18 protein-coding genes are annotated in these 23,607 nt (G+C 63.9%); 9 read left to right on the top strand and 9 right to left on the bottom strand.

Translation table 11 applies throughout. The annotated features are described in order from the left end of the window. Positions 1-10: 10 nt before the first annotated feature. Entirely contained in the window at positions 11-481 is a 471-nt protein-coding gene (locus tag ACZ50Q_RS02440) for an Lrp/AsnC family transcriptional regulator (RefSeq protein WP_076517452.1), read from the bottom strand. Positions 482-675: 194 nt separating this feature from the next. On the opposite strand from ACZ50Q_RS02440, the gene ACZ50Q_RS02435 reads away from it, so the two are divergent. Together ACZ50Q_RS02435 and ACZ50Q_RS02430 are read left to right on the top strand one after the other, a co-directional pair. After that, positions 676-1,320: a LysE family translocator gene (locus tag ACZ50Q_RS02435; RefSeq protein ID WP_092582841.1), complete on the top strand. Its 645-nt coding sequence runs from the start codon at positions 676-678 to the stop codon at positions 1,318-1,320. A gap of 48 nt (positions 1,321-1,368) precedes the next feature. Next, the gene (locus ACZ50Q_RS02430; protein WP_092582842.1) at positions 1,369-2,274 is read left to right on the top strand and encodes an EamA family transporter; all 906 of its coding nucleotides are present in this window, start codon (positions 1,369-1,371) and stop codon (positions 2,272-2,274) included. A 45-nt stretch (positions 2,275-2,319) separates the two neighbouring features. Here the strand turns inward: ACZ50Q_RS02430 and ACZ50Q_RS02425 are convergent, their stop codons facing one another. The 4 genes from ACZ50Q_RS02425 to ACZ50Q_RS02410 form a co-directional block, all read right to left on the bottom strand. Beyond that, complete coding sequence (locus ACZ50Q_RS02425) at positions 2,320-2,895, bottom strand: hypothetical protein (protein WP_464080431.1); 576 nt, start codon at positions 2,893-2,895, stop codon at positions 2,320-2,322. Between the two features lie 131 nt (positions 2,896-3,026). Then, complete coding sequence (locus tag ACZ50Q_RS02420) at positions 3,027-4,010, bottom strand: Bug family tripartite tricarboxylate transporter substrate binding protein (RefSeq protein WP_464080430.1); 984 nt, start codon at positions 4,008-4,010, stop codon at positions 3,027-3,029. A gap of 28 nt (positions 4,011-4,038) precedes the next feature. Continuing rightward, entirely contained in the window at positions 4,039-4,824 is a 786-nt protein-coding gene (gene otnI / locus ACZ50Q_RS02415; RefSeq protein WP_076517458.1) for a 2-oxo-tetronate isomerase, read from the bottom strand. 83 nt (positions 4,825-4,907) lie between these two features. After that, a complete protein-coding gene (locus tag ACZ50Q_RS02410) occupies positions 4,908-6,932 on the bottom strand; it encodes a TonB-dependent receptor domain-containing protein (RefSeq protein WP_464081942.1) in 2,025 nt (674 codons plus the stop codon). Between the two features lie 489 nt (positions 6,933-7,421). Here ACZ50Q_RS02410 and ACZ50Q_RS02405 point away from each other — a divergent pair, with 489 nt between their 5' ends. The 7 genes from ACZ50Q_RS02405 (at position 7,422) to ACZ50Q_RS02375 (ending at position 18,459) form a co-directional block, all read left to right on the top strand. Then, positions 7,422-10,268 carry a type VI secretion system Vgr family protein gene (locus ACZ50Q_RS02405; protein ID WP_464080429.1) on the top strand — a complete coding sequence of 949 codons (2,847 nt, stop codon included), beginning with the start codon at positions 7,422-7,424 and terminating at the stop codon, positions 10,266-10,268. Further along, positions 10,265-15,100: an RHS repeat-associated core domain-containing protein gene (locus tag ACZ50Q_RS02400; RefSeq protein ID WP_464080428.1), complete on the top strand. Its 4,836-nt coding sequence runs from the start codon at positions 10,265-10,267 to the stop codon at positions 15,098-15,100. The genes ACZ50Q_RS02405 and ACZ50Q_RS02400 overlap by 4 nt, the downstream gene beginning before the upstream one ends. Before the next feature lie 546 nt (positions 15,101-15,646). After that, positions 15,647-15,952, top strand: coding sequence for an RHS domain-containing protein (locus tag ACZ50Q_RS02395; protein WP_464081941.1), 306 nt, complete (start codon positions 15,647-15,649; stop codon positions 15,950-15,952). A 418-nt stretch (positions 15,953-16,370) separates the two neighbouring features. Then, positions 16,371-16,655, top strand: a complete 285-nt coding sequence (locus tag ACZ50Q_RS02390) for a hypothetical protein (RefSeq protein WP_464080427.1) — start codon at positions 16,371-16,373, stop codon at positions 16,653-16,655. A gap of 174 nt (positions 16,656-16,829) precedes the next feature. Then, entirely contained in the window at positions 16,830-17,270 is a 441-nt protein-coding gene (locus ACZ50Q_RS02385; protein WP_464080426.1) for a hypothetical protein, read from the top strand. 40 nt (positions 17,271-17,310) lie between these two features. Next, positions 17,311-17,832: a hypothetical protein gene (locus ACZ50Q_RS02380; protein WP_464080425.1), complete on the top strand. Its 522-nt coding sequence runs from the start codon at positions 17,311-17,313 to the stop codon at positions 17,830-17,832. A 9-nt stretch (positions 17,833-17,841) separates the two neighbouring features. Next, on the top strand, positions 17,842-18,459 hold the full coding sequence (locus tag ACZ50Q_RS02375; protein ID WP_464080424.1) for a hypothetical protein: 618 nt from the start codon (positions 17,842-17,844) through the stop codon (positions 18,457-18,459). A gap of 92 nt (positions 18,460-18,551) precedes the next feature. Here ACZ50Q_RS02375 and ACZ50Q_RS02370 read toward each other — a convergent pair whose 3' ends face one another. The 4 genes from ACZ50Q_RS02370 to ACZ50Q_RS02355 form a co-directional block, all read right to left on the bottom strand. Then, complete coding sequence (locus ACZ50Q_RS02370) at positions 18,552-19,601, bottom strand: ABC transporter substrate-binding protein (protein ID WP_076517464.1); 1,050 nt, start codon at positions 19,599-19,601, stop codon at positions 18,552-18,554. Positions 19,602-19,690: 89 nt separating this feature from the next. Further along, positions 19,691-20,674, bottom strand: coding sequence for a CobW family GTP-binding protein (locus ACZ50Q_RS02365; protein WP_464080423.1), 984 nt, complete (start codon positions 20,672-20,674; stop codon positions 19,691-19,693). Beyond that, on the bottom strand, positions 20,674-22,332 hold the full coding sequence (locus ACZ50Q_RS02360; RefSeq protein ID WP_464080422.1) for an amidohydrolase family protein: 1,659 nt from the start codon (positions 22,330-22,332) through the stop codon (positions 20,674-20,676). Before ACZ50Q_RS02360 ends, ACZ50Q_RS02365 begins: the two co-directional genes overlap by 1 nt. Before the next feature lie 5 nt (positions 22,333-22,337). Then, entirely contained in the window at positions 22,338-23,585 is a 1,248-nt protein-coding gene (locus ACZ50Q_RS02355) for a metal-dependent hydrolase family protein (protein WP_464080421.1), read from the bottom strand. Positions 23,586-23,607: the final 22 nt, after the last annotated feature.

Genomic DNA, 23,607 nt, shown 5'->3' with positions numbered 1-23,607 from the left:
CCGGGACGCCTCACGCGCCGGTCGTCACCGGCACCGTCAACCCGTTTTTGACCCGGCTCATCACCACCAGCGTGGAAAACCGCTTCACGTTGGGATTGCCCCAGAAATGGCGCTGCGCGAACACCTCGTACTCCGCCATGTCGCGCATGGTCAGCGTCAGCACGAAATCGACCTCTCCCGTGACCGACAGGCACTGCATGATCTCGGGCGCGTTGCGCATGGCGCGCTTGAACTGGTCCAGCTTGTCGGCCCGTTCGCTTTCCAGCGACACCAGCACGACCATCGTGATCCCCCGCCCCACGGCCGCCGGATCCACCACCGACACGTCCGCCGTCACCACCCTGGATTCGCGCAGCCGCTTCATCCGTCGCAGGCAGGACACCGGCGACAGGTTCACGCGTTGCGCGACTTCCTGGCTGGTGCGCTGGTTGTCTTCCTGCATGCTTTGCAGGATCTGCAGGTCGAAATCGTCTAATTCCATGAGGCTTCCGGAAACGCCTGGGCGGCGGGCGGGATATCGCTATCGGCAGATTCTAATCTTGGCCGCGACGCAAAACTGCGCCATTTCGACGGGAAACTTCATTTCGGGCTCGGTGGACGCAGGAATTAATCGGGCGCCTTCCTTACACTGGGAGCCCTCCGCCCGCACCGCGGGATTTCCTGCCGCACCCTGCAATGCCCTCACTCCAGCTTTTTCTGCTTTTCCTGGCCGCCGATGCGGCCCTGAAGCTCACGCCCGGCCCGGACATGGCGCTGACGCTGTCGCGCGGCATGACTCAGGGATTCCGGCCCGCCTTCCACAGCGTGCTGGGCAACGTGGCGGCAGGCTTTATCCAGGTGCCCGCGGTGGTGTTGGGCCTGGCATCCGTGCTGCGGACCTTTCCGACGCTGTTCGTCGGCATCAAGGCGGCGGGCGGCCTGTACCTGGGATACCTGGGCATCAAGGCGATGATCCGGTGCGCCAAATCCGCCGAGGTGACCCTGGCGGCGCGGCCGGGCGATGCGCGCGATGCCTTCTGGCAAGGCTTCATCACCAATCTGCTGAATCCCAAGGTCCTGCTGTTCATGATCGCCTTCCTGCCGCAATTCACCTCGCCGGACCACGGACCGGTGTGGATACAGATGCTGGTGCTGGGCGTCACCATGAAGGCGCTCAGCCTGCCGTACGGCGGCCTCTTCGCCTACGGCGCGTCGCGCATCCGCGGCTGGGTGGGGCGCAATCCCTGGTTCCTGCAGATGCAGCAGGGCCTGCTGGGCGCGATCATGCTGGGACTGGCCTTCTATGTGCTCTACGCCTCGGCCGTGCATCCGCAGCCCTGAAGCCCCCTTTCCCAAACCGCCCCACGCATTGCGCAACTTCCGCCACCCATGACCGCCGCAACCTTGAACAACGGACACACCGACTCCCCGTCCACCCTGCTTCCCACCCTGTCGCTGATCGGCGCCATGGCATCGCTGTGCGTGGGCACGTCGTTTGCAAAATCGCTGTTCCCGGAAGTGGGCGCGCAGGGCACCACGGCCTATCGCATCGTCATCGGCGCGATCATCCTGCTGGCTTTCTGGCGACCCTGGCGTTTTCCGCTGACCCGCGCCAACGCGGCCAGGATCGCGCTGTATGGCGTGACGCTGGCCTGCATGAATCTGCTGTTCTACATGGCATTGCGCACCCTGCCGCTGGGCGTGGCCATCGCCATCGAATTCACCGGGCCGCTGACGCTGGCCGTCGTGCTGTCGCGGCGCGCCATCGACTTTGTCTGGATCGCCTGCGCGCTGGCCGGCCTGATCCTGCTGATCCCGACCGGGCAGTCCATCCACGATCTCGATCCCGAAGGCATCGCCTACGCGCTGGGTGCGGCCGTGTGCTGGGCGCTTTACATCATCTTCGGCAAGATGGCGGGACACGTGCACGGCGGGCAGGCGACGTCGCTGGGACTGCTGGCGGCGGCCATGGTCGCCCTGCCGGTGGGCGCGGCGCATGCGGGCATGGCGCTGCTCGATCCCAAGCTGGTGCTGGCCGGCGTGGCGGTGGGCATCCTTTCCAGCGCACTGCCCTATTCGCTGGAAATGGTGGCGCTGCGCCGCCTGCCGCAAAAGACGTTCGGGGTGCTGCTCAGCATGGAGCCGGCCATGGGCGCGCTGGCCGGCGTGGTCGTCCTGAACGAGCACCTGTCGCGGACGCAATGGCTGGCCATCTGCGGCATCATCGTCGCCTCCGCGGGCTGCGCGGCGACGGCGCAGCGCAGCCGCAAGGCGCCCGTGCCGGCGCCCGACTGAACGCCGACCGCACGCTGCGCCCTTGCGCCGAAAGCCCCGCCGCGATCACCCGAAGCCCGGTTCGCGCTGCGGCAGCGACAGCGGATCGAAGTCTTCCCAATGATTGTTGCGCCAGCGGCCGTTGGCGTGCTCCACGTCCGCGCCGCCGGCGTCGCGCAGGATGCGGCACGCCAGCATCTCGCGCTGCGGCCGGGTGCGCACCGCGACCATGACGCCGGCCTGCCGGACCTCGGCATGGGCGTCGGGATTGAAATGGCCGTGCCGGGTCGCGCCATGGCCGGTCACCCAGAGCGCACCAAATAAAGAGCCCAGGTAGGCGCCCACGCCCGCCGCGGCCAGGATGGCCGCCGTGGATTCGCTGAGTTCCGCCGCGACAAACCCGCCAAACACCGCGAACACCGCCCCCACGCCGCCGGCGCCAAGAAACGCGCCGATATCGGCGCGCCCGGAATCGGGGTCCGAACGCCGGTCACCGCCATACGGGAAGCGGCCGTGCTCGCCGGCGGGATTGACGTAGAAAGTGTGGATATCCCAGTCGGGAAAGCCGCTCATGGCAAGGCGGCTGGCCGCCGCCTTGGCGGCCTCGAAGCCCTCGAATCGGGCAGCGACGATCAAAGACATGGCGACCTCCCCGCCCAGCGTCCGGGCCGGATGCACATGACTTCATCGTACGCCGGTGCGGACGCGATGGATGCGCCCGTTACACCTTGCCGCGCCCGTTGCGCCTTGCCGCGCCCATTGCGCCGGCAAGCTCAGTCCGCCGAAAACCCCTTGGCCTGGATGACAGCGCCCCACCGCTGATGCTCCTGCCCCGCGTAGGCGCGGAAGGCATCCGGGGTGCTGCCGGTGGGCTCCATCCCCTGCACGCTCAGTTGCCGCACGACATCGGGCGATTGCAGCGCATGCCGGATCGCCTGGCTCAGCTTGTCCACGATCGGGGACGGCGTGCCCGCGGGCGCCACCACACCCTGCCACGCGGCAGCCTCGAAGGCCGGACCGCCCGCCTCGGCAAAAGTCGGCACGTCGGGCAACTGCGCCGACCGCGTCGCGGCGGGCACGGCAATGGCCCGCAACCTGCCCGCCTGGATCAGCGGACGGGCGGCGGCCAGGTCCGCCATCATCACGGGCACCACGCCGGCCGCCACGTCCTGCAGCGCCGGCGGCGTCCCCTTGTACGGAACCGCTGTCGCCGTGCCCCCGATGGTCTCCATGAAAAGCGTCATCGCCAGATGGTGCGGACTGCCCACGCCCAGAGACGCAAAGGTGCCCGGCTGCTCGCGCCCCAGATACGCCTTGACGTCGTCCAGCGAGCGCAGACCGGAATCCGGCGCCGCCACCAGCACGATGGGCAGCGCCACCAGACTGGACACCGGCGCCAGGTCCTTTTGCGGATCGTAGGGCAGATCGCGATACAGCCACGGGTTGAGCGCCAGCGTGCTCATCCCCGCGGTCAGCACCGTGTAGCCGTCCGGCTCGGCGCGCGCGGCTTCCTGCGCGGCGACGATCGTGGCGGCGCCCGGCCGGTTCTCGACCACCACCGCCTGGCCCAGCGTCTCGGCGACGTGGCGGGCGACGATCCGGGTCGCAAGATCGCTGCCCCCGCCCGCGCTGAACGGCACCAGCCAGCGAATGGGACGGTCGGGATAATCGGCCGCCAGCGACGCGGCCGGCAAGGCGGCCAGCGCCGCCGAACACAGCATGCGCAGCACGCCCTTGAACATGACGAGAACTCCCATGGAATATCGATGGCCCGCGCGGGGCCGGTTATGCGCGCGCGGCGCTCAGCCAGCGCAGGCCGGCGGAGGTTGAGCCCGCGGGGCGGTACTCGCAGCCAATCCAGCCGCTGTAGTGCAATTCGCGCAGCACGCCGAAGACCCAGCCGTAATCCAGCTCGCCGCGGTCCGGCTCCTGGCGCAGCGGCACGCCGGCGATCTGCAGGTGGCCCACCCGGCCGGTGGGCAGGTACTCCCGCAGCTTCATGGTGACGTCGCCCTCGACGATCTGGCAGTGGTACAGGTCCATCTGCACTTTCAGGTTGGGCGCGTTGACGGTTTGCACGATGGCGTGGGCCTCGTCCTGGCGGTTCAGGAAGTAGCCCGGAATATCGCGGGTGTTGATCGGCTCGATGAGCAGGGTCACGCCCGCCGAGCGCGCCTCGCGGGCCGCCCAGTCTAGATTGGCGCAATAGCAGTCCCGCATCGCCTCACGCGATGCATCCGGCGGCGCGATGCCCGCCATCACATGGACATTGGAACAAGACAGCGCGGTCGCATAGCAGAGCGCCTGCTCGATGCCGTCCTGGAACTCGGCCTGCCGGCCGGGCAGGGCCGCCAGGCCGCGATCGCCCTGGGCGGTGATGCCCGGCGGCGCATTGAAAAGCACCTGCGCCACGCCCGCGGCATCCATGCGCTCGCGCACGAATGCCGCGGGCGCTTCATAGGGAAACATGCATTCCACGCCCGCGTAGCCGTCCGCGGCCGCCGCCGCATAGCGGTCCAGGAACGCATGTTCCGTGTACATCATCGACAGATTGGCGGCGAACTTCAGCATGGCGGGCTCCTGGCGCATTATGCCGCCGCGGGCGGCGGCACCCGGCGAAATTATCACACCCGGGCGCCGCGCCCCAACAGGAATCAATACGTCATGCGCACGCCCAGCAGCACACTGCGTCCCGGCAGCGGCGCCACCGTCGAAATGAACGAAGCATGGTTGTAGGCCAGCTTGTTCAGCAGGTTGGTGCCGCGCAGGAAGACTTCATAGCCCGTCGCGCCGTACTGCCCCCGATAGGCCACGACGGCGTTGACCATGTTGTAGCCGGGCGTCGTGTCTTCGTAGGCCGCGATGTCCTTCTGCGCGAACACGCGCGCGTACTCGACGCCACCCGACCACTGCTGCCACGTCACGTTGCCGCGCACGCCCGCGCGCCCCGCCGGAATGCGCGGCAGATTGCCGTCGCCGCCGGTCAGCTTGCCGCGCACATAGTCGCCGAACACCGCCGCCGAGAAGATCGGCGTGAACTGGTGCCGCAGTTCGCCTTCCACGCCCGTGAACTCCGCATCCTGCTGCGTGTACTCGATCAGGCGGAAGTCTTCGTAACGGTCCAGCGTATTGGCGTAGATGTAGTTCTTCACGCGGTTGTGGAACACGCTGGCCGAGAACGTGGTCGCGCCCGAATGCTTGCGCAGCGTGAGGTCGATGTTGTGCGACGTTTCGCGCGTCAGGTCCGGATTACCCAGTTCATACGTATTGGTCGCCAGGTGGATGCCGTCCGCATACAGCTCCTGCGCGTTCGGCAGGCGCTGCGAACGCGACAGCGACAGCGCCACGGAATACTGCGGCGCAAAGTCCCAGATCGCCGCGGCCGACAGAGACGTTCCCGACAGATTGCTGCGCGGCTCGCCGCCCGACGGCGAAATGCGTTGCCAATCCTGGCGCGCGCCCAGTTCGAAGCGCCAGTCGTTCAACTGGTACTCCTCCAGCACGAACAGGCCGTTCGAGCGCGTCTTGCTGGGCGGCAGGAACGCCTCTTCCCCTTCGGCGCTGAAGTCGCTGTACGCGTTCTGCAGGCCGATCACGCCACGCCAGCCCGCGATGGGCTTGTGCTGCAGTTCCACCCGCACGTCGTAGCCCTTGTTCTTGAAGCGCGTGCCGACCTCACCGCCTTCGATCTCGTCGTGCTGATAATCCGTGAGGCCGCCGCGAAAGCGGATCTTCTCGAAGCCGGCGAACGGCTCCTGGTACTCGGCGCGCAGATCCATCCGGTTGCTGCGCAGCTTCACGTAGGGCACGCCGCCATGCTCGTGCTCATGGTCGTGGTCGTGGCCTTCTTCGCCCTCTTCGCCTTCTTCGTCATGATCATGACTGCCGCAATGCAGGTGCGTGCCGTGCGGGTGGCAGCCTTCGTACTCGTGGTTGTGGCCCGGCAGGCCGTACTCGCTTTGCAGGTGCGTGAAAGCCACGCCCACGTAGCCGCGCGGCGTGATCCACGACATGCCGACCGAACCCTGGGTCGACTCGCTGTATGAGCCTTCCAGCTTGCCGCCCGGCCAATCCGGCACGTCATAGTCGCTGGTGCGGCGCTTCATGCCTTCGACCCGCACGGCGAACTGTCCATCACCCGCCGTGATGCCGACCGCGCCGGCGCGCTCCTTGGTCCCGGTCGCGGCACGCAGTTCCGCCTCGGCCGCGATGCCCTTTTCCGGCACTTCGGTCGGGATCTTCTTGTCGACCACGTTGACGACGCCGCCGATGGCGCCGCCGCCGTACAACAGCGTAGCCGGGCCGCGCAGCACTTCGATGCGCTCGGCCAGCAAGGGCTCAACCGTCACCGCGTGGTCAGGGGAAATGGCCGACGCGTCCATCACCTCGGACCCATCCGAGAGCACCTTCACGCGCGGCGCGGTCTGACCGCGGATCACCGGCCGGCTGGCGCCGCCGCCGAACGTGTCGCTGTTCACGCCGGGCAGGTTCTTGAGCGTCTCGCCCAGCGTCCCGTTGCGCTGCTCGACCAGCGCATCGCCTTCCAGCACCGACGCCGGCAGGGTAGTGCTATTCAGATCCAGTCCCAGCGGATTCGCCGACACCGTGATGGGCGCGACGGTCTGGGTCCGCGCCGATTCGCCTTCGGTTTGAGCCTGCGCAAGGGGCGCCATCAGCATCAACGAACACACCAGCGGCTTCAAGGGCGCGCGGCGATACCCGTGGCCTCGCAACGCGCGACGGCGTTCTTTCCCTATCCCCTGCTTCTTACCTTTCATCTTTAACCTCGTAGATGTTATATCATTACAAATTACAGCCTGAATGATATAACATTTCATAACAGCCGCGAAAACGCGGTGGTCGGACAGCGGGCCAGATTTGACCCGCCCGGGCCAAATCTGGCCCGATATGTTTTCTTATTTATCAATAACTTATCGATGATCGGGTCAAATTTGGCCCGATTTTTCGTTCAGATCGCGGCTTTTCACGGGCCGCGATGCCGCAAGGCAGGCTGATTCGTGCCGGATTCAGCCCTAAGCCTCTGATTTCTCATTGCTTTTCCACGCGCCACGCAACCTGGCACGGATTTCGCATATGTCGCCGCATTCCCTCAACCGGAATGCCTTGGGCCTCGTCTTCGGGCCTTGGCGTCGACACCGGACTCCGTCATGCGAAACCTGCGCGGCACCCACGCCCATCACGCTCCCCGATCATCGGATCTGCGGTTCACGTTTTCTCCGTCCGGCGCCGGCGTGGAATTCGATGTCATCGAGTTCACGCTGGACGAAGCCTTGTGCGAGACCTTTCTCTTGCGCGTGGAGTTGTCCAGCTTCGACGCGGCCGTGGACTTTGGCGCGCTGCTGGACCAGCCTGCGCTATTCACGATCTGGCGCGGGGATGCGCCGGTGCGCCACGTGCACGGCATCGTCACGGGGTTTGAACAGGGCGACACCGGTTTCCGGCGCACCCGCTACCGGGCCGTCGTCGAACCGGCACTGGCGCGCGCGTCGCTGTGCTCCGACTGGCGCATCTTCCAGCAGCAATCGGTGCCGGAGATCCTGGATCAGGTCATCAAGTCCCATGGCATCACAGACTATGAACAGGTCACGACCCACGAACACCTGCCGCGCGAGTATTGCGTGCAGGCGGGCGACACGGACCTGCAGTTCCTAGACCGGCTCGCGGCAGAGGAAGGATTCTTCTACCGTTTTGCTCACACCGACAAGGGCCACCGCCTGATCCACGGTGATCGCATCTACGTCCATGGCGCGATCGATGGCGGCCCGGTCATATACAACCCCACATCAGGTGGAGACCAGCCCGAACCGGCCCTGCGCCGCTTCACCTATGCCGAACACGTGCGCACCGCGCGCCAGACGCAGCGCGACTACACCTACACCCACCCGCAATACGACCAGGAGCATTCGGCTTTAGCGCGCGAACTGGACCACCAGGATTCCCGCTACGAACGCTACGACTACCCCGGCCGCTACAAACGCGACGAAGCCGGCAAGCCCTTCACCCACAGCCGCCTCCTCGGCCTGCGGCGCGACGCCCGCATGGCCCGTGTCGAAGGCGACGACGCGCGCCTCGTACCCGGCGTGGCCTTCGACCTGACCGGCCACCCGCGCGAAGACTGGAACCACGGCTGGCGCCCGGTGCGGATGCAACACCACGGCATCCAGCACACCAGCCAGCAGGAAGAAGGCGCCGACGCCGCGCAAGGCACCCAATACCGCTACACCGCCGACATCGTGCCGGACAAGGTCGACTGGAAGCCGGCGCCTGCCCCAAAGCCCCGCATCGACGGCCCGCAGATCGCCTCGGTCGTGGGACCTGCCAACGAAGAGATCTACTGCGATGCGTACGGCCGCGTGAAGGTCCAGTTTCCCTGGGACCGCCTGGGCAGGAACGACGAGCACAGCTCCTGCTGGATCCGCGTCTCGCAGAACTGGGCGGGCGCGGCGTGGGGCCACATGGCCATTCCGCGCATCGGCCAGGAAGTGATCGTCGACTTCCTGGATGGGGATTGCGACCAGCCCATCATCACCGGGCGCACCTATCGGGCGACCAACCTGCCGCCCTACGCGCTGCCCCGCCACAACATCCTGAACACCGTCAAGACCAAGGAGCACAAGGGCAGCCGGGCCAACGAACTGCGCCTGGACGACACCTCGGGCCAGATCAGCGCCGCGCTGATGAGCGACCACGCGGCCACGGCGCTCAACCTTGGCTATCTCACCCACCCCAGGCCATCGGGCGGCGTGCCGCGCGGCCAAGGCTTCGAATTGCGCACGGACGCGCATGGCGTGTTGCGCGCAGGCGGCGGCATGCTGCTCACCACCGAGATGCGCGCCAATGCCGGCGAACATCACAAGGACTTGCCCGAGACCGCCGAGCGCCTGTCCGTCGCGCGCGAGCAGCAGGACACCTTCGCCACGCTGGCGCGCGACGTGATGGCGCAGGAGCCCGGCGATCAGGACGGCGTGGCCAGCGCCTTGCAGGCGCAGCACGCGCAGATACAGGGGCAAGGCCCCGCCAACCCGCAGGCCAACCATTACCCCGAACTCAGCGCGCCGCACCTGGTGCTCGCCAGTCCGGCCGGCATCGCCACCAGCACGCCGGGCTGCACGCACATCGCCAGCGGCGAACACATCGCGCTCTCCAGCACCGGACACACCAGCGTCTCGGCGGGCAAGCGGCTGCTGGCCAGCGCCAGCCGCGGCATGCGCTTCTTCGTGCAGAGCCTGGGATACCGCCTGATCGCCGCGGCCGGCGACATCGACATCAAGGCGCTCAAGGACAGCATCAACGTGCTGGCCAAGCTGAACGTCAACATCAGCGCCAGCCGCATCACGATCAGCGCCAAGGAAGAAATCGTGATCAATGCCGGCGGCAGCGGCACGACCTACAACGCGGGCGGCATCACGCATGCGACCGGTGGCGCGTACAAGGTGCATTCGGCGGGAGCACGGTTCACCGGGCCGAAGAGCCAGGCCGGGACGTTTCCGGATGAGCCCAAGCCATCCAAGGGGAACCTCGAGCTCTACAACATCTACGCCAACCGCAAGGGATTCAAGGCCGGCGAGTTTCGGGTGGAAGACGCCTTGGGCAAGGTGTACACCGGCGCGCTAGACAGCCAGGGATTCGCGGCCGTCTCCGGCGCCGCACCGGGCCCGGCCTCGGTCTCCTTCGGCAAGGATCCTTCAGACACCTGGGACATGGCGAACTACACGCCGGGCACGGCGTGGACCGGCCCTGCATGGAGCGGCGCGGCAAGCGCGGCGCCCGCTGCGCCCGCGCAGGTCCAGTCGCTGGCGACCCGGATACTCGGCGCCGCGCAGCAGGCGTTGCAGACCGCGCAACAGGCGTCCACGGCGATGCAAACCCTGCGCGACGCGCCCCATCGCCTGATCCCGCTCGCCGCCCCCTCCATCAAACCGCCATCCGATTCGACGCCGGGAGCGGGCCTGGCCAACGTTCTCATCAAAAATAAACGAGAACCCCAGCCATGACGACGCGCACAGGTCCCCCCCACGTCCCGGTCGACGAGCACTACACCGACGCCGAGTACCAAGAAGCCGAAGCCGAGAACGACGGCATCGAATGGAGCGACGAAGACCTGGACGGCCCGCAAGGCGTCGTCGCCCCGCTGAACACCATTTCCCCCGAAGACGTCGAGGCCGGCCAGAACGCCTTCGACCAGTGGCTGCGCGAGAACAGCGACGGCTGGGTCACCCTGCCGCGCATCAAGGCGGCCGCGGGCGCGGTGCCGGTGCTGGGCAACCTCATGGCGCTGGTGGACGCCATCGGCGACATCACGACATTGGTCGACAGCAATCCCACCCAATTCCTGGATTGGGTGAGCCTGGGCATCAACCTGTTCGGCGTGGTTCCCGTGCCCGGCACCGCCGCCGCGCGCATGAGCCTGCGGCCTGCGCTGTTTCTCGTGCAAAAGGAGGTCGCACGCCAGGCCAAGGCGGGCCTGGGCAACGCCATCATCATGGCCCTGGCGGCTCACCTGAGCGAGAACATCGCCGGCGACATCGAAGACTTTGCGCAACAGGCGCAGGCCCGGCTGGAAGGGCTGCTGCAGGATGCGGGGGCCAAGGCAGAAGAAATCATCAAGGCGCTGGCCGATGTCCTGGTCAGCCTGACCGTGCCCGCCAACGCGGACGCCTCGTTTGAGAAGGCGGGCGAGCAGCTCTCGTCCGCGTGGGACAAGAAGTGGGATTCGCCGCTGGGCGCCGCGCGCGACCTCTGGGATGGTCTGGGGAGCGGCGTGCGCGGCAGCAAGCAGTCGGTCGGCAATGCCGCTAAGGACCTGCTGCCCGCCAAGGCGCGCGACTTGATGCTGCGCTCCGCCCAGCGCCTGAACGCCCTGGCGCCGCAAGTCAATGACAGCATGCAATCGCTGGCCGACGAGAACAACGTCAACAGCATCGCGTCGCTGCTCATGCAACTGTCGGTGGCCGTGGTGCTGTGGCGCCAGCGCAAGGGGTACGCGATCGGCGCGAACGTGCGACCGGCCGTGGCGAGCAAGGCCCGGCAGATGGCGCGTTCGATGCGCCTGGCGCGCATCCGCCGCCAGGCCCGCGCGCGGCGGAATGCCAACCCGGACAAGAACGGCGCGTGCCCGGCCACCTGCCACAGCATCAGCTTTGCGATGGGGACCGAGCGGATCACGCATGTGGATTGCTCGCTAGCCGGGCCTTTTCCACTGCGCTGGGCGCGAACGTATTCGTCGGATCTCGCTGCGTTTGATAGGGGGCCGCTGGGCGCGCGCTGGATCAACGAGTACACCACACGCATCGACATCAAGACGGCAGGCGCGGACCGCGAAACCCTGCGCTATCACGCCGAGGACGGGCGTACGCATGCCTGGCCGTTACCGGCCGTCGGCAAGTTCCACTACGACCCCGTCGAGAACCTGACGGTGGTTCGCACCTCCGACATCGAACTGACCGTGGCGCAAGGGTACGAGCGGCGCGCCACCTATCAACGCGAGGGCCGGCGGTTTCGCCTGACGGGCATCCACCTGCGCAACGGCGCGCGCGTCGCGTTGCACTACCGGCATGTCGTGGGACGGCGCAGCGTTCTGTCCGACCTCGTCACGTATCTGGACGATGTCCCCCACACGCACGTGGGCACGCAGATCGACGCCGCCGGCCGCATCGTCGCGCTCTGGCAGCTCAAGGACGGAGAGCCGCAGCGGCAGTTGGCGGGCTACGACTACGACGAGCAAGGGGACCTGCTGCAAGCACGCGACGAGCATTGCGCCCAGTGGGACTACCACTATCGCCAGCACCTCATCACCCGCTACACCGACCGCACCGGACGCGGCATGAACCTGGAGTGGGAAGGTTCAGGTCCCAAGGCGCGCGCGATCCGCGAATGGGCCGACGACGGCAGCTTCGACACGCGCCTGCGCTGGCACCCCGAGATCCGCTTGACCTATGTCACTGACGCGCTGGGCCATGTCACGGAGCACTACTACGACATCGACGGCTATACCTATCGCATCGTGCACCCGGACGGCCTGTCGGAATGGTTCTACCGCGACGACGCCAAGAACGTGGTCACGCACATCCACGCCGACGGCAACATCGACAGCTACGCCTACGACGAGCGCAGCAATCTGCTCGAACACCTGCGCGCGGATGGCACCTCGGTCCACTACGCCTACGACGACCAGGACCAGCTTTTCAAGATCCGCGACGCCGAGGGCGGCCTGTGGCAACGCGACTACAGCCCGCGGGGGTACCTGATCGAGACGATCGATCCGCTGGGCAACAAGACCGAATACGCCTATGACGCGGCGGGCAATCCGGTTGCGATCCGGGACGCCCGCGGCAGAGAGAAACTGCTGGCCTACAACGCGGCGGGGCTGCTCACGCAGTACACGGATTGCTCGGGCAAGCGCAGCGCGTGGGCGTATGACGAGGCGGGACAGTTGACCGCCTTTACCGATGCGGCGGGCAACGTCACACGCTACAGGTACGAGGCGGGGCATCTGGCCCTGGTCACGCACCCGGACCAGACGGTCGAACACTACGAGCGCGACGCCGAAGGGCGGCTGCTGGCCCACACCGACGCGCTGGGCCGGCGCACGCAGTGGACATACAACGGCGCGGGGCTCCTTGCCCAGCGCCTGGACGCGGCGGGGCGGACGCTCCAATACGAATGGGACAAGCTGGGTCGGCTCACGGCGCTCGCCAATGAGAACGACCGGCAGGCGAGATTCGTCTATGACCCGGCCGGGCGACTGCTGGAGGAGCGAGGCTTCGATGACGTGGCCACCCGATATCGCTACGACCCGGACAGCGGTACGTTGCTGTCGGCGCAGGATGGCGACCGGGTCATCGAGTTCACGTTCGACGCGCTGGGGCGCGTGACCCAACGTTTGGCGCGGCCGTATGCGCCGTCAGCGCAAGCGGCGGGGCAGACCGCAGCACAAGCGGCGGCGCGTACGTCGGCGCAAACGGCCACGCAAACGTCAGCACCCGCGCCCTCACGCTCAGCGCAGGTTCGCGTCGAGGCGCAGACAGAGCGCTACGCCTACGACGGCAACGGCCGCATGATCCTCGCCGAGAACGCCGCCTGCCGGCTCCAATGGTTCCACGACGCTGCCGGCAACCTGACCCGCGAACACCAGCACTATCTACGTCTGGCGCAACCGGTCGTGGCGGTCTGGAAGCACGAGTACAACGAGCTGAACCAACGCATCGCCACGCACCGCCCCGATGGCCATCGCGTCAGCGTGCTGACTTATGGCTCGGGCCACGTACACGGCCTGCTGTTCGACGACCATGAACTCGTCAGCATCGAACGCGACGACCTGCATCGCGAGACCACCCGCACGCAAGGCAATGGTCTGGCGCAGACGCAATCGTGGGATGGGATGGGGCGCCTGAATGCACAGAGCATCGCGCGGGGCGCGCAGCGCCTGATCCACCGCGGCTACCGCTACGATGCGGCGGGCCAGTTGGAAGCAATCCAGGACAGCCGACGAGGCCCCCTCGCGTACCGTTACGATCCGGTGGGACGTCTACTCGAAGCCACCAGCAGCCTGGGCAAGGAAACCTTCGCCTTCGATCCGGCGAACAATCTCCTCGACCCGTCCAGCGACCCGGCGTACGCCAGCACGCTAGGCATGGCCGGCCCCGTCTACATCTACCGCCAGCGCTCGGCGCACCTAGACAACCTGCTGCGCGAATACGCGGGCACCCACTACACCTACGACCCGCGCGGCAACCTCGTTGAAAAGCTGCACAACGGCCAACGTGCGCGCCTGCAGTGGGACCTTTTCAATCGCCTGACGGGCTACAGCAACAACAGCCTGCATGTGACCTACCAGTACGACGCGCTGGGCCGCCGCCTGCTCAAGCAATCCGAAGCGCACTGGCGCGAACGACCTGGCATGACGCCCGCGCAGAGCCAGGAAGAACAAGCGCGCGCGAATCGCGCGATGGGCTGCAGCACGACTCTCTACGGCTGGGATGGCGACACCCTGGCATGGGAAGGCCACGACGACCAGACCACGCACTACCTCTACGAACCCGGCAGCTTCGTCCCGCTGGCTCAGGCAATCAGCTGCAAACCCATTCTCCTGCACCAGCAACCGGAGTACGCCGGCGCCTATGACATCGACCGCGATCCGCTATGGACGACCTCGCCCGACCCGGACCTGGTGGACGCCATGGCCTGGTATCACTGCGACCACCTGGGCACGCCGCAGGAACTGACCGACGCGCAAGGCGAAATTGCCTGGAGCGCGCAGTACCACGCTTGGGGTGAAGCAAAAGAGGCCATCACAGATGCCGCCCGCGCGGCGGGAATACGTAATCCGATCCGATTTCAGGGGCAGTATCTGGACCGGGAAACAGGCCTGCATTACAACCGGCATCGGTACTATGATCCGCAGATCGGACGGTTCATTACGAAGGATCCGATCGGGTTTGCGGGTGGGTTGAATGTTTACCAGTATGCGGATAACCCGGTGGGGTGGGTTGACCCATATGGGCAATCTGGTCGAAAGCTACCCATTCCACGTATTGAAGCGGGCAATGAAAGGGAAGGCTGGCAGCACATCGATGAGCGACACATTGGCGGCACGCATGCTGATGGCCCTGGCGATCTGTTCCCAAGAGGAACGACGCGAAGCCAGATTCAGCAAGCATGTGAATGCTTAGTCAAGCATGGAACGCGGATCAGTGACCCGGCCAGAAGACTTCAGATTTTCGAGATGCGCATGAAAGTAAATGGGCAGGTTGGCCGCGTACGCGGAGTCTTTGACTCTCACGACAACAATCGAACGATAACTGTATTTCCAGTTCGGAGTGAGTGAAGATGTTGATATTCCATGCCTGCAGGGTGAACCGCGGGCCCGCCTCAGGGTTCGATATGGGCGATATGACGTTCACCTTGCATGACAATGAATTATCGTCGAAGCAGCACCCTAGATTTCGCATGATGATATATCTATCGATAGTATCCCTTTTAGATGGGCTATTGTCGATTAATGATCGAAAGCATTTTGAGTTTATTGCAGTTGATTCATCTTTTACGCTGACATTCTCTCTGAGAACGGGGCACGTATTTATAAAATCAGGAGCGGAAGAGTTCGGTCCATTTAACCTAAAATCGCTATTAGTAGCGGTTTTAAATGGCGTCGAAAGTTTCATGACCCAAGAAAACCAGCTTCAGGAGAATGACCCAGTGTACGCAGACCTTGGTAATGCCCTTGCGGACATGAGAGTTGTTACAGCGCGAGAATTCTAAAGCACGAGCAGGAAGACTTAGTGCCGCTGGCGCAGGCAATCAGCCGCAAACCCATACTGCTGCACCAGCAACCGGAGTACGCCAGCGTCCATAACATCGCCGGCGATCCGCCCTGGACGATCTCGCCCGACCCGCACCCGGTGGACCCCTGGCCTGGTATCACTACGATCACTCGGGCACGCCGCAGGAACTGACCGACGCCCAAGGCGACATCGTTTGGAGCGCCCACTACCACGCGTCGGCCGCGGCGAAAGAGGCCATCACCGATGCCTCCGCGCGGGGAGATACGTATCCGATCGGATTCCAGAGGCAGTATCTGGACCCAGATCCAGCCTGCATTACAACGGGCACCGGTACTAAGATCCGCATATCGGGCGATTCATCGCGAAGGATCCGATTGGGTTTGCGTGCGGGTTGAATGTTTATCAATATGCACCCACCCAATTTCATGGAGTGATTCTCGGGGCTTGGCGGCCTCCGCTGAGTTGCCGCAACTTAAAGGAATGTCATTATCCCAAATTACTCGGCTTATTAGCGACTCCGGGGACATCCAGGTCAAACAGAAAAGCACAGGTAACCAAACGTGGAATCATCATGCTGGACCGCAAGTTCGCATCGAACCATATGGAAATATGAGCATGACGACGAAGAATTTTCTGCCTCTTTCAAAATCTGGCGCGAATGCTCACGTTCACAAATATGACCCCGGCAAGGTGGCCTAAACGATTGAGGGACTTCGAGCGTAAATCATGATGAGACACATATTGGGATATGCAACCCAAAGGACTATCCAATCAAGCGAGGTCGCCCTCACGGATGTGGATCATAGGATAATCATGAGCACTGAATATATCATTAATGCTGAAAAAATCAGCCAAGAGGCTATTGATTCAATCAATCGTTCTATAAATGCGAAGTTCCCAAATTCGCACCAAGCCGGTCACGATTGCCTCTGGATTCCAAGCATAAACCCGAAGTGGGTGAACTTCTCTATTGAGAAAATTGACGACGGCCTTTTCGTCGTCAGCAATCTTAACGGAAAAGATTTAGAGATAATTCTCGGCATCATTGACAAGGTTCTTACTGATTTCGGAGTCAGTTATTCGGTTCGGGAGGTATAGCGGTAAGGTGCCTCCCAGACGCCATTTTCGTATTGGATTCATGGCCTACCTGCTCCAAGCGCAGCCTTAACTCGCGGGTGGGGTGCTCGTCGATAGAGTCAACGCCGATCATCTAAGAAACGAGCTAGAGAAGAACTTCCTGCGCAAACGTATTAGGCCAATTTGGTGTAGACCATGATTGACGGAAACTCTATTTACAAGAAAATCAAATACTACCTAAAGGAGAATTCAAAAGAAGAGTCTGATATCGCGCTGATGCAGTTCCTGTGTCTGTGTTTCGAATTCATTGAATCGGACCGCGAGATTCCGGATATTGGAAAGCGGACCTTTAGCGTTGCTCGAGAGTATTGGGGCGGTCACATTAACAACGCCGATGAATTGGAAAAAATGAGAGTGGCTTGCTGGGACTTCCTGGATAGCAAGCAATTTAAAGCGGCGCCTTCCGGCAGGGCGGAAGCGATAGTGCGAGCGCTTATGTGCACAACATATCCGGAGCCAATTGATGAGGATTTGCTAAAGGATTGCTTTGAATGGTTTTTCCAAATGTTCAACAGGTTGGGAGACTTTTCAGGAAAGGTGCAAAGCGTCATGAAAATGAAAGGGTACTCTGCATAATCGAAGTTGACGAGATGACCTGCACAAGGCAAAGAACCTCATGAAATCCTTCATTACTAACACGCTGCAAGCAGGGAAGCACATATTGCCGTTTCAGGTGGAAGGACCAAATAACGGAGATTTGAAATCAATTTTCCATCAGTCTCGCATCCAACTTTATGGCCTTCCCCCGCAGCACTCGCTTAGCGCCGCATGGCCGTTCAGAATCGTGCTGGACAGGGGATGGATCGTTGATTTTTCATCTGCGACCAATTCAGTTGGAGGCTGGCAAGAAATCGGAAGCCTAAATATACACTTCTCAATTTCACTCTCTTCTGAAGAAGATCCACAATTTATTATGACGGACGTGCACAATTTCACCATCTTGAAATGTGAACGCCTTACGTATAACGAGCCTGATATCTATGCAGAGTGCGGAATAGTATTCACAAGCCAAACCGGCAGTGAGCTGCTCGTAGCCGCAGGGACTTCGCCAGGATCCGTCTCAATACGCCCCCCCTTTTCATCCGACCCATTCGCTCCGGAGTTTGAAATGGATAAATATAAACGGCACGAAATATAGCCGTTTCTGATGCGCGTATTGTTCAAGCTCACCAACGCAATTCAGAGAAAATACATGGGGATCTCAAGGATCAAGAAAAAACATAATTCATTCGACATTGACGATTTTAAGCGGCACGTGATTGAAGCGTATGGCAATCTCGAAAATCCGAAATACACATTCACCCATCAGTTCTTCGAGCATTCAAAATATCCAGAATTCATAGAATACCTTAGGTCGAATTTTCACGTCGTTGAGGACACCGAACCCAATACGGATGTGAGCTATGGCTATATCGTTTGGATAGAAGGAAAGCAACACCTTCTCCGGCTATCTTTGGTAGGCCCATACTTCTACGTGTCAGTTATCCTTCCGGACGGAAGCCAGCAAGAGCCGCAGGAAATTTTGCCTGAGGAAGATGTTTCCTTGTGCCTACGAAAGGAGGCGATCTCGCGCGGCTATATATTTACACCAAAAGCCGTTCTAAAAAAATTCGCTTTGGCGGAAAGCTGGCGACTCTTTATTCCATTATTTTCACTTATGAGGACGAACCCGTCTGGGTCTGTAAATGAATTGCATATTTGCCGCAGGGCCCAGGGCACGAGCACGTCGCTCACGCGGGAACATGTAATGCCCGCTCACAGTTGAGACGGCGTCTCCCAAACTAGAGTGCGTGAGCCACATCCCCGATTCAAGCTCATGCCAAGCCCCCCATCAACCCAGCATGAACCCCCCCCGCCTCACCCCGCCTTGAACTCCTTATTCCAAAACTCCAGAATATCCGCCTTCTTCTCCGTCAGCCCCTTCAGGTCATACGCGTGCAGCAACTTGACCTCGGCCTCACTGAACCCCACGCGCTTTAACGCCTCCGGCAGCGACGCATTGGTCACCGTGGGCGCGTAGCCCATTTTTTCGGCGAAGCCGATCTGGCCTTGCGGGTCCAGCATGGCGTTGAGATATGCCCATGCGGCGTCCTTGTTGCGGCTGTTCTTGGCGACGGCGGCTTCGAAGGACACCGGCACGGAGCCTTCCTTGGGGATGACGAAGCCCAGCGGCAGGCCGCTGTCCTTCCATTGCAGCGCGCGGGCCTTCCACATGACGGCGATGGCGATTTCGCCGGATTTGAAGGCGGCGGCGACGGCTTCGTTGGAGGGGTAGATGCGCGGCTCGTTGGGCTTGAGTTTGGCGAGAAAGCGCTTGCCCCCTTCGAAGTCCTTGGTGGTTCCGCCCGCGCCCAGGCCCACGAAGACGGAGTTATAGAGATACAGGATGTCCGAAAAGCCCACCTGTCCTTTCCATTTCGGATCCAGCAGGACCTGCAGCGAGTCGGGCGGCGTGGGGAATTTTTCGGTGTTGTAGACCAGCGTCATCGCGCTGAAGATGTGCGGAATGGAGTACGGCGTCTTCAGCGTTTCGATGGCGTGAGCCAGGTTGGGCAGCTTCTTGGCATCGATGGGCTCCAGGGTGCCGGAGCGCTCGGCGTCGTACATGTCGACTTCGCCCAGCAGCGCAACGTCCATGCTGCCGCGACGCGAGTTCTTCTCGGCGCGCAGTTTGGTGACGCGGCCCACCGCGTTGCCCGTGTCATAGACCACCTTCACGTCTTCTTTGGCGACGATGGGGTTGATGATCTGTTGCAGCAGGTTCTGGTAATCGCCGCCCCAGGTGCCCACCACGATTTCCTTTTCGGCGGCGTTCGCCATGCCGGGCAGCCAGCCCAGGGCCGGCGCCAGGGCCAGGCCGGAGGCCGTCTTGATGAAGCCACGGCGATTCAGGTTTTTCTCTTGCATAACGACCTCGTATCGAAAGGAACTGACGACTTGCTACGATGCGCCGCGCAACAGGCCAGTGCGCTGCGCGGCGTTGGGTTAAACGGTATTCAGACCAGCATCCGCACCGGCGCGGCCGGTGCCGATGCGCGGATCTCGTCGGCCTCGATGTCGCGCGCGATCACGATGATGGCGTCGCGTGCATCGGGCTGCCGGGTCAGGCGCTGCGGCGCGCTGAAGGTCGAGCCGACCGACTGGATCAAGATGGGCTCCTCGCAATCGCTGACGCGCACCACGGCCTTGACGCGCAGCAGGCGCTCGCCGCAAAGGCCGGCCAGGTTGTCCAGCCACTCGGAGAAATCGGTCCAACTGATGCCGGGCTCGGCGCGCGCCGCCATCACGCGGATGCGGGGATGCGCCCCGCCCTGCCCGCCTGCCGCCAGCATTTGCGCGGCCAGGCCGGCCAGGTCCGCGACGCCTTGCGACGGGGCAAAAGCGGCCTGCACGGCGCGCCGCCGGTCCGTGTCGGCAACGATGACCGCCAGCGGGTTCAGGGCCGCGGCACGCGCGGCGCGGCGTGCCAGCGCGTCCGGCGCCGCCGGCAATAGATCAGTCTTGGTGAGCACGATGCGATGGGCGGCGCCGAACTGCGCCATGGCTTCGTCCATCTCGGCCAGCGCATCGGGATCGCGCGCGCAGTCGTCGGTGCAGACCACCGTCAGCCGCAGGCCGCGGCTCGCCAGCTCGGGATCCGCCAGCGAGGCGATGATCGGGCCGGGCCGCGACAGGCCGCTGCATTCCAGGATGACCCGGGCCAGCGGGCCCGCCCCTTCCGGCCGCGGCGCATCAAGCAGCGCGCTCAACGTGAAAACCAGGTCACTGCGCAGCGAACAGCAGACGCACCCGTTGGCCATCAAGGTCATCGGCACGTTGTCGCTGTCGTTGGCCACGATGGCGCCGTCCACGCCGACCTCGCCCGCCTCGTTGACGATCACACCCGTGTCCCGCGATTCCGGATCGCGCAGGTAATCCACCAGCAGCGTGGTTTTGCCGCTGCCGAGGAACCCGCACAACAGGAACAGATCGACGGCCATCAGGACGCGTCCTCGCCGGCATCGCAGGGCGAACCCGCGGGGGCCCCGCCCGTCGGCGGCCGTTCGCCGTCCGGATCGTCAGCCCAGCTGTCCTTGACCAGGGCGCGCACGTCCGCCAGCAGTTCGGCGGTGTCATACACCACGCCGGATTTGATGGTGGTGCGCAGGCAACGCTGCCACTCTACCTTGGCCGTATCGTCGTTCAGGCGCATGGCGCCAGTGCCGAACAGCAACTTGAAGTCGGTCAGCGGATTCTGGTCGTGAATCAGCAGGTCGGCGCGCTTTTGCACGTCGATGGAACCGGTGTCCTCGTCGATGCCCAGCAGCGCCGCGCTGTGCGACGTGGCGGCGCGCAGGACCTCGATCGGATGAAAGCCCGCTTCCTGCAGCAATTCCAGTTCGCGGATGAAGCCGAACCCGTAGATCTGGTAGATGAATCCCGAATCGCTGCCCGCGCAGACGCGTCCGCCCAGGTTCTTGTATTCGTTGATGAACTGCATCCAGATCCGGTAGTTCTGCTTCCACTCGATCTCGTTGGTGGTGCTCCAGCGATACCAGTAGGCGCCATGGCCGCCGCGCTGGGGCTGGAAGTAACGCCACACCGCCTTCCAGGTGTATTCATCGTGCCAGTCGGCGCGGCGCGCGCGCATCAGGTCGCGGTTGGCGTCATAGATGTTGAAGGTGGGCACGAAGGTGTGGCCCAGCTCCAGAAATTCGTCCATGACTTGGCGCCACTTGGCCGAACCGGGCTGGGCGGCCTGCATGAAGGTCTGGCCCGCCACGGCGAAGCGGTAGTACTCGTCGCTGTAGTTGTAGTCCGTGGGAAAGGACTGCACGACGCGGTCTTCAAAGAGCGCCTCCGGCAGGCCGTAGTAATGCTCGGAACTGGTGAGCCCCCAGCGCGCGGACTTCAGCGCGTTCACGCGCGTCACCGCCATCTGCGCGTGATGGCAGCCCGAGCGCAGGCCCACCTTGGCGGCCTCGTCCAGCGCGGCTTCCATGATGGCGGGCGGCGCGCCGAAGAACTTGATGCCGTCCGCGCCGCGCGCGGCCAGCTTGCGCACCCATTCGCGGCCCTGCTCGGGCGTGTGGATGGTCTTGACGCGATCATTCACCGCCGGGAACACCGAGTGCACGATCATGCGCGGCGCGGCGATCTTGTTGGCGGCGGACAGCTCGCGCTGTTCCATCGTCCAGCCCAGCCCGCCCATCGCGCCCATCTCGCGCACGGTCGTCACGCCGTGGGCCAGCCACAGCTTGTAGATGTAGTCGGCGGGCGGCACGATGCCGCTCATGGCGTGATAAGGCGTGCCGATGTGGGCATGCGCGTCCACGAAGCCCGGCGTCACGAACTTGCCGTGGCAATCGATCTCGTGGTCGCCCGGCCCGGGCCGGCGCTTGGGGTCGATGGCCTTGTGCGGCGTGCCCACATTGACCAGCGCCGTGATGCGTTCATTCTCGATGACGATGTCGACCGGCCCCCACGGCGGCGCGCCGGTGCCGTCGATGATCGTGGCTCCGCGCAGGATCAGCCGCGGAAACGGCCCGAGGCCGCGGTCGCGGGGCGCCGGTGCCGAGGGCGGATGCCAGCCCTTGGCGGCATTGACGTCGCGCGACTCTTCGCCGACTTCCGACTGCGAAAACGTGGGATCGCTCATGGCCCCTACACCCCCAGTTCGTTGTGTTCGATGACCCCGCCCTTCATGATCAGGCCGATGTGCTCGCCCTGCCCCAGCAGGCAGGACAGATCGCGGTAGGGATTGCCGTCGACCAGCAGCACGTCCGCCAGCGCGCCTTCCTGGATGCGGCCCAGTTGCCCGACCTGGTTAAGCACTTCGGCGGCGGTCGTGGTCGCGCACTGGATGACTTCCTGCGCGGACAGCACCTCGCTGCGGATGCGGAATTCGTCGCTTTGCAGGCGCTGGGACGGACCCAACAGGTCGGAGCCGTAGCCGATCTTCACGCCCGCCTTTTTATAGATCTCCAGCGAATGCAGGCCGGCGGTGCGCACCGTGGCGATCTTCGCCACCGAATCGGGCGGCAGGCCATAGTCGGCGCCTTCGTTGGCAAGCGCCTCGTAGGTGACCAGCGTCGGCACCACGAACGCGCCCTTCTCGGCCATGAAGCGCGCCACGCGCGCATCGACCAGGTTGCCGTGCTCGATGGTGCGCACGCCGTTGCGGATGGCGCGCTCGATGGCGTCGGCGGTATAGGAATGCGCCATCACATAGGTCTGGCGGCTGGCGGCCTCGTCGACGATGACGCGGATCTCTTCTTCCGAATAGCCGAAGGACGCGATGGGATCGGTGGGCGAAGCCACGCCGCCCGAGGCCATCATCTTGATCTGGTCCGCGCCCATCTGCAGTTCCTGGCGCACGGCCTTGCGCACGTCGTCGATGCCGTCCGCCACCCGGCCGATGTCGCCGGCGCGAAAGCAGCAGCCGCAGAAGCTCATGGGGCGCAGGTGGTCCGAACGCGGCCGCGGATCGCCGTGGCCGCCGGTCTGGCTGATGGCGCGCCCCGAGATGAACAGGCGCGGCCCCTTGACCGTGCCCTCATTGACGGCGCATTTCAGGCCCCAGCCCGCGCCGCCCGCGTCGCGCACCGTGGTGAAGCCGCGGCGCAGCATCGCGGCCATGATGGGCACCGCGCGCATCATGACCAGCGCATCGGGCAGCACGCCCTGGGTGCTGAGATTCAACTGCGTGGCCAGCACGTGCACGTGCAGGTCGATCAGGCCCGGCATCAGCGTGCGGCCCGCGGCATCGATCACGCGCGCCGAGGATGCGCCGATCGGCTTGTCCGACACTTCCTTGATGACGCCGTCTTCCACCAGCACGTGGTGTCCCTCCAGCAGATCGGGCTGCAGGGGATCGAGCAGGTTCGCGTTCTTGAACAATACAGCGGACATGGTGAGTTCCTTGTGGGTGGCG

It is taken from the genome of Achromobacter sp. T5-5 (assembly GCF_055397965.1).
Note: the sequence above shows the minus strand (reverse complement) of the source record. Positions and strands in the feature narration are given on the sequence as shown.

What these genes read in the sequence shown, in the direction of transcription:
- ACZ50Q_RS02430 (WP_092582842.1), top strand. Translation starts at nt 1,369, where the DNA reads ATGACCGCCGCAACCTTGAACAACGGACACACCGACTCCCCGTCCACC.
- ACZ50Q_RS02440 (WP_076517452.1), bottom strand. Translation starts at nt 481, where the DNA reads ATGGAATTAGACGATTTCGACCTGCAGATCCTGCAAAGCATGCAGGAA.
- ACZ50Q_RS02370 (WP_076517464.1), bottom strand. Translation starts at nt 19,601, where the DNA reads ATGCAAGAGAAAAACCTGAATCGCCGTGGCTTCATCAAGACGGCCTCC.
- ACZ50Q_RS02400 (WP_464080428.1), top strand. Translation starts at nt 10,265, where the DNA reads ATGACGACGCGCACAGGTCCCCCCCACGTCCCGGTCGACGAGCACTAC.
- ACZ50Q_RS02410 (WP_464081942.1), bottom strand. Translation starts at nt 6,932, where the DNA reads ATGCTGATGGCGCCCCTTGCGCAGGCTCAAACCGAAGGCGAATCGGCG.
- otnI (WP_076517458.1), bottom strand. Translation starts at nt 4,824, where the DNA reads ATGCTGAAGTTCGCCGCCAATCTGTCGATGATGTACACGGAACATGCG.
- ACZ50Q_RS02380 (WP_464080425.1), top strand. Translation starts at nt 17,311, where the DNA reads ATGAAATCCTTCATTACTAACACGCTGCAAGCAGGGAAGCACATATTG.
- ACZ50Q_RS02390 (WP_464080427.1), top strand. Translation starts at nt 16,371, where the DNA reads ATGAGCACTGAATATATCATTAATGCTGAAAAAATCAGCCAAGAGGCT.
- ACZ50Q_RS02405 (WP_464080429.1), top strand. Translation starts at nt 7,422, where the DNA reads ATGCGAAACCTGCGCGGCACCCACGCCCATCACGCTCCCCGATCATCG.
- ACZ50Q_RS02375 (WP_464080424.1), top strand. Translation starts at nt 17,842, where the DNA reads ATGCGCGTATTGTTCAAGCTCACCAACGCAATTCAGAGAAAATACATG.
- ACZ50Q_RS02385 (WP_464080426.1), top strand. Translation starts at nt 16,830, where the DNA reads ATGATTGACGGAAACTCTATTTACAAGAAAATCAAATACTACCTAAAG.
- ACZ50Q_RS02425 (WP_464080431.1), bottom strand. Translation starts at nt 2,895, where the DNA reads ATGTCTTTGATCGTCGCTGCCCGATTCGAGGGCTTCGAGGCCGCCAAG.
- ACZ50Q_RS02435 (WP_092582841.1), top strand. Translation starts at nt 676, where the DNA reads ATGCCCTCACTCCAGCTTTTTCTGCTTTTCCTGGCCGCCGATGCGGCC.
- ACZ50Q_RS02365 (WP_464080423.1), bottom strand. Translation starts at nt 20,674, where the DNA reads ATGGCCGTCGATCTGTTCCTGTTGTGCGGGTTCCTCGGCAGCGGCAAA.
- ACZ50Q_RS02355 (WP_464080421.1), bottom strand. Translation starts at nt 23,585, where the DNA reads ATGTCCGCTGTATTGTTCAAGAACGCGAACCTGCTCGATCCCCTGCAG.
- ACZ50Q_RS02420 (WP_464080430.1), bottom strand. Translation starts at nt 4,010, where the DNA reads ATGGGAGTTCTCGTCATGTTCAAGGGCGTGCTGCGCATGCTGTGTTCG.
- ACZ50Q_RS02360 (WP_464080422.1), bottom strand. Translation starts at nt 22,332, where the DNA reads ATGAGCGATCCCACGTTTTCGCAGTCGGAAGTCGGCGAAGAGTCGCGC.